Raw genomic sequence first — 5489 nt, forward strand, 5'->3', positions numbered from 1 at the left:
CCCGCGTCGCCGTCACTGTCGTTGGAGTCCACGAGCACGAACCGCCCGGGATGCTCGCACTGCGCGGCGCGGACCAGGCCCCACACGGCGGCACCCGCCAGGTCGGTGACGTCCTCGTCGCCCACCGCCACGGCACCCCGGGTGAGTACCAACAGCCGTGCCGTCGCCGTGCGTTCGTCGGCGAGCCAGTCCTGTACGGCGGCCAGCACCCGCCCGGTCGCCCGGCGGGAGCCGGTGACCGGGTCACCGCCGCCGACCGGGAGCACCACCCATGCGGGCACCGTGTCCAGGTCCCGTTCGTCCAGGACGGCGTACTGGGGTGCGAGCGCCTCGGGCACGGGCAGCGCCGGCCAGTCCAGGCGGTACAGGTCGTCCGTGTGGGCCGTAGGCGTGAGTGCGGCCGGGTCGACGGGCCGGGAGACCAGGGCCTCGACCTCGGCGACCGGGGCGCCGGTCGGGTCGGCGAGCTGGAGGGAGAGTGTCTCGCCGCCGTGCAGCCGGACCCGCAGCGCGGTGGCTCCGGCCGCGTACAGCGAGACCCCGGTCCAGGCGAAGGGCAGCCGGGCGGTGTCCTGGCCGTCGGTGCCGTCGGTGCCGTCGGTTCCGAGGCCGTCGGCGTGCAGGGCGGCGTCGAACAGGGCGGGGTGCAGGGCGAAGGACTCGGCCTCCACGGGCAGTTCGACCTCGGCGAAGGTCTCCTCGCCGCGCCGCCAGGCCGCGCGCAGGCCCTGGAAGGCGGGCCCGTAGTCGTAGCCGAGGCCGGCCAGCCGGTCGTAGGCGTCCTCGACCGGTACGGGTGCGGCACCCTGCGGCGGCCAGGCGGTGAGCTCGAAGGCGGCCTCGGCCGTCTGCGGGGCGAGCAGGCCGGTGGCGTGCCGCGTCCAGGGGGTGACGTCGGCGCCTTCGGGGCGGGAGTGGACGGTCAGCGCGCGGTGTCCGGTGTCGTCGGCGGCGGCCACGTGCAGCTGCAACTGGACCGCACCTCGGTCGGACAGCACCAGCGGTGCCTGGAGGGTGAGTTCGGCGAGGTGCCCGCAGCCGAGGTCGTGGCCGGCGCCGAGCGCCAGCTCCACCAGGGCGGTGCCGGGCAGCAGGGTGCTGCCGGAGACGGCGTGGTCGGCCAGCCAGGGGGCGGTGGCGGTGGAGAGGCGGCCGGTGAACAGGGTGCCGCCCTCGGCGACCGGGACGGCGGCGCCCAGCAGCGGGTGACCGGTGGTCTGCAGTCCGGCGGCGGTGACGTCACCGGTGCCGGCGGAGCGGCCGAGCCAGTAGCGTTCGCGCTGGAAGGCGTAGGTGGGCAGGTCGGCGGAGCGGACCGGCGTGCCGGTGAACACGGCCGACCAGTCGACCGGGACGCCGGCGACGAAGGCTTCCCCCAGGGCGGCCAGGACGCGCTCGGGGCCGCCGTTGTCGCGCTGCAGCGAGCCGATGCCGGTGATGTCGGCGCCCGCGGCATCGGCGGTCTCGGCGATGCTGTGCAGCAGCACCGGGTGCGGGCTGCACTCCACGAACACCCCGTACCCGGCGTCGAGCAGGGTGCGCGTGGTGGGCTCGAACAGCACGCTCTGGCGCAGGTTGGTGTACCAGTAGCCGGCGTCCAGGCCGGTGGTGTCGATCCTGGCGCCGCTGACAGTGGAGTAGAACGGCACCTCGCCGGGCCGGGCCCGCACACCCGCCAGGTCGGCGAGCAGCTGCTCCCGGATCGACTCGACGTGCGCGGAGTGCGAGGCGTAGTCCACGGGGAGCCGCTTGGCGCGGTCCCCGCCGGCCACGATCGTCTCGCGGAGTTCGTCCAGGGCGTCGGCGTCGCCGGACAGCACCACGGAGGCGGCGCCGTTGACGGCGGCGACCGAGACCCGGCCGTCGTAGCGGGCGACGAGCTCGCGCACCCGGGCCTCGGGCAGGGCCACCGACATCATGCCGCCGCGGCCGGAGAGTTCCCGGGCGATGGCCTGGCTGCGCAGGGCCACGACGCGGGCGCCGTCGGCGAGGGAGAGCGCGCCGGCCACGCAGGCGGCGGCGATCTCGCCCTGGGAGTGGCCGACGACCGCGGCGGGCCGTACCCCGTGCGCGCGCCACACCTCGGCGAGCGACACCATGATCGCCCACAGCACGGGCTGGACGACGTCCACCCGCTCCAGCGACTGCCGCGCCCGTACGGTCTCGATGAGGTCCCAGTCGGTGACGGACGCGAGGGCCGCGGCGCAGTCGGCCATGGTGGCGGCGAACACCGGCGAGGCGTCGAGGAGTTCGGCGGCCATGCCGGCCCACTGGGAGCCCTGGCCGGGGAAGACGAAGACGATCCGGGACTCCCCCGCCGGCCTGCCGCGCACCACGTTCGGTGCGGCGTCACCCTCGGCGAGTGCGGTCAGGCCCGCGGTGAGGGCGGGCAGGTCGGCGCCGGTGACGACGGCCCGCTCGTCCAGTGCGGCGCGCCCGGAGGCGAGGGTGTGGGCGACGTCGGGGACGGGGTCGGTGCCAGTGGTGAGGTGGCTGAGGAGGAGACGGGCCTGGGCGGCGAGGCCCTGCTCGCCCTTGCCGGACAGCACCAGCGGGAGCGGTCCGGTCCAGGAGGGCTCCTCGGCACGGGCCTCGGGCGCGAGGGCGGCCTCCACGATGACGTGGGCGTTGGTGCCGCTGATGCCGAAGGACGACACGGCGGCGCGGCGGGGCTCGCCGTCCCCTGTGCGCCAGTCGCGTGCCTCGCCGAGCAGTTCTACGGCACCGGCCTCCCAGTCGACCTGGGAGGTGGGCCGTTCGGCGTGCAAGGTCTTGGGCAGCCGGCCGTGCCGTATCGCCATCACCATCTTGATGACGCCCGCGACACCGGCGGCGGCCTGGGTGTGCCCGATGTTGGACTTGACCGAGCCGAGCCACAGCGGCTCGCCGTCAGGCCGGTCCTGGCCGTAGGTGGCCAGCAGGGCCTGGGCCTCGATCGGGTCGCCCAGCGGGGTGCCGGTGCCGTGCGCCTCGACGGCGTGCACCTGGCGGGGTTCCAGTCGGGCGTTGGCGAGGGCGGCGCGGATGACGCGCTGCTGGGAGGGGCCGTTGGGGGCGGTGAGCCCATTGGAGGCGCCGTCCTGGTTGACGGCGGTGCCGCGCACCACGGCCAGCACGGGGTGGCCGTTGCGCCGGGCGTCGCTGAGCCGTTCCAGCAGGATCAGTCCGGCGCCCTCGCCCCAGCCGGTGCCGTCCGCGCCCTCCGCGAAGGACTTGCAGCGGCCGTCCTCGGCGAGGCCGCGCTGGCGGGAGAAGTCGATGAAGGTGTCGGGCGTGGACATCACGGTCACGCCGCCCGCGAGGGCCAGGCCGCACTCGCCGGTGCGCAGCGCCTGCACCGCGAGGTGGAGGGCGACGAGCGAGGAGGAGCAGGCGGTGTCGACGGTGACGGCGGGCCCTTCCAGGCCGAGGATGTACGACACGCGTCCGGAGGCGACGCTGCCCAGGTTGCCGTTGCCGAGGTAGCCCTCGACGCCTTCGGGCACGTCGGTGAGCCAGCTGCCGTAGTCGTGGTACATGACGCCCGCGTAGATGCCGGTGCGGCTGCCCTTGAGGGTGTGCGGGTCGATGCCGGCGCGTTCGAAGGCCTCCCAGGCGGTCTCCAGCAGCAGCCTCTGCTGCGGGTCCATGGCGAGGGCCTCGCGCGGGCTGATGCCGAAGAAGCCGGCGTCGAACTGCGGGGCGTCGTAGAGGAATCCGCCCTCGCGCACGTGGGTCTTGCCTGGGGCGTCGGGGTCGGGGTCGTAGATGCCGTCGACGTCCCAGCCGCGGTCGGCGGGGAAGTCGCCCACGGCGTCGGTGCCGGCGTCGACCAGCTGCCACAGCTGCTCGGGCGTACTGACGCCACCGGGGTAGCGGCAGCTCATCGCGACGATCGCGACGGGCTCCTGCGCCGCCTCGGTGATCAGGTCGTTCTGCTGGCGCAGCCGCTCGTTCTCGAGCAATGACTCGCGCAGCGCCTCGACGATCTGCTCGACGGATGTGTCCACGGTCGGTGTCGCTCCCTGCTGGCTCGGCGGCGCTGGTGACGCGGTGGAGGGTGCGCCGGACGTGGGGTGGCCCGGTGCCGGACGCGGCGCGTCGTCCGGCACCTGGGGCGAGGTCACCGGCTGCCGCCGCGGTCGAGCGCGGCGCGTACCAGGTCGGCCACCGCCATGGACTTGATGTCCAGGGCCCGGGGGGCGGGTTCGGGCGCCGGAGCCTGCTCGGTCAGCTTCAGCAGGCTGTCGAGCAGTCCGGCCTCCCGGATGCGGTCGACCGGGATGCGCGAGATCAGGGTGCGCAGCTCGTCGTCGCCGTGCTCCGCCGCAGCGGGCTCGGGCTCCTCGGTGTCCGGCAGGAGCCGTTCCAGGAGGTGCCCGGCGAGCGCCGCCGGGGTGGCGTAGTCGAAGATCAGAGTGGAGGGCAGCCGCAGTCCGCTGACCGCGTTCAGCCGGTTGCGCAGTTCGACGGCGGCGAGTGAGTCGAAGCCCAGCGCGGTGAAGGCGCGGCGCGGCTCCACGGCGGCGGGTCCGGCGTGGCCGAGGATGGCGGCGACCTCGGTGCGGACCGCTTCCAGCACGGTGTGCTCGTGGTCGGCGGCGGGCAGTTCGGCCAGCCGCTGGCCCAGGGTGCGGGCCCGTTCGGCGCGGTCCGCGTGGACGGCGACGCCGGCGAGGGTGCGCAGCACGGCCGGTACGTCGTCGACGCGCCTGCGCAGAGCCGCGGTGTCCAGCCGTACGGGGACCAGGGCAGGGCTGCCGGCGGCCACGGCGGCGTCGAACAGCTCCAGCCCCTCGGCCGGGTCGAGCGCGCCGATACCGGAGCGTTCGATGCGCTGGCCCTCGGCGGCGTCGAGGGCGGCGCCCATACCGCCGCCGGACCACAGGCCCCAGGCGAGGGAGGTGGCGGGCAGGCCGAGGGCGGCGCGATGGGCGGCCAGCGCGTCGAGGAAGACGTTCGCGGCGGCGTAGTTGCCCTGGCCGGAGGCGTCGATGGTGCCGGCGGCCGAGGAGAACAGCACGAAGTGGGACAGCTCCCGCTCCCGGGTCAGTTCGTGCAGATGCCAGGCGGCGTCCGCCTTGGGCCGCAGTACGGTGTCCAGCCGCTCCGGGGTCAGCGAGGCGACCAGGCCGTCGTCCAGGACACCGGCCGTGTGTACGACGCTGTCGACGGGGTGCGCGGTGAGCAGCGCGGCGAGCGCGGCACGGTCGGAGACGTCGCAGCCGACGATCTCAACTGCTGCTCCCAACTCCGCCAGTTCCGAGCGCAGTTGTGCGGCGCCCGGCGCCTCGGGTCCGCGTCGACTCGTCAGCACCAGGCGGGTGACGCCGTGCCGTTCGGCCAGGTGGCGGGCGACCAGGGCGCCGAGTCCGCCGGTGCCGCCGGTGACGAGGACGGTGCCCCACGGCCGGCACTCGCCCGCAACGTCGTCGGCGCGCACCAGGCGGGGAGCATGCGCCCGGCCGTCCCGCCACCACACCTCGGGCTCCCCGGAGTCGAGGAGGGCG

2 protein-coding genes are annotated in these 5489 nt (G+C 75.1%); both read right to left on the minus strand.

Features of this window, described 5'->3' with window-relative positions:
- On the minus strand, positions 1-3989 hold a 3989-nt coding region (locus M878_RS46745; protein ID WP_023544494.1), incomplete at its 3' end, for a type I polyketide synthase.
- A gap of 113 nt (positions 3990-4102) precedes the next feature.
- Positions 4103-5489: type I polyketide synthase (locus tag M878_RS52555; RefSeq protein ID WP_023544495.1), on the minus strand; the 1387-nt coding region annotated here is incomplete at its 5' end.

It is taken from the genome of Streptomyces roseochromogenus subsp. oscitans DS 12.976 (assembly GCF_000497445.1).
In the GTDB taxonomy this organism is placed as follows: domain Bacteria; phylum Actinomycetota; class Actinomycetes; order Streptomycetales; family Streptomycetaceae; genus Streptomyces; species Streptomyces oscitans.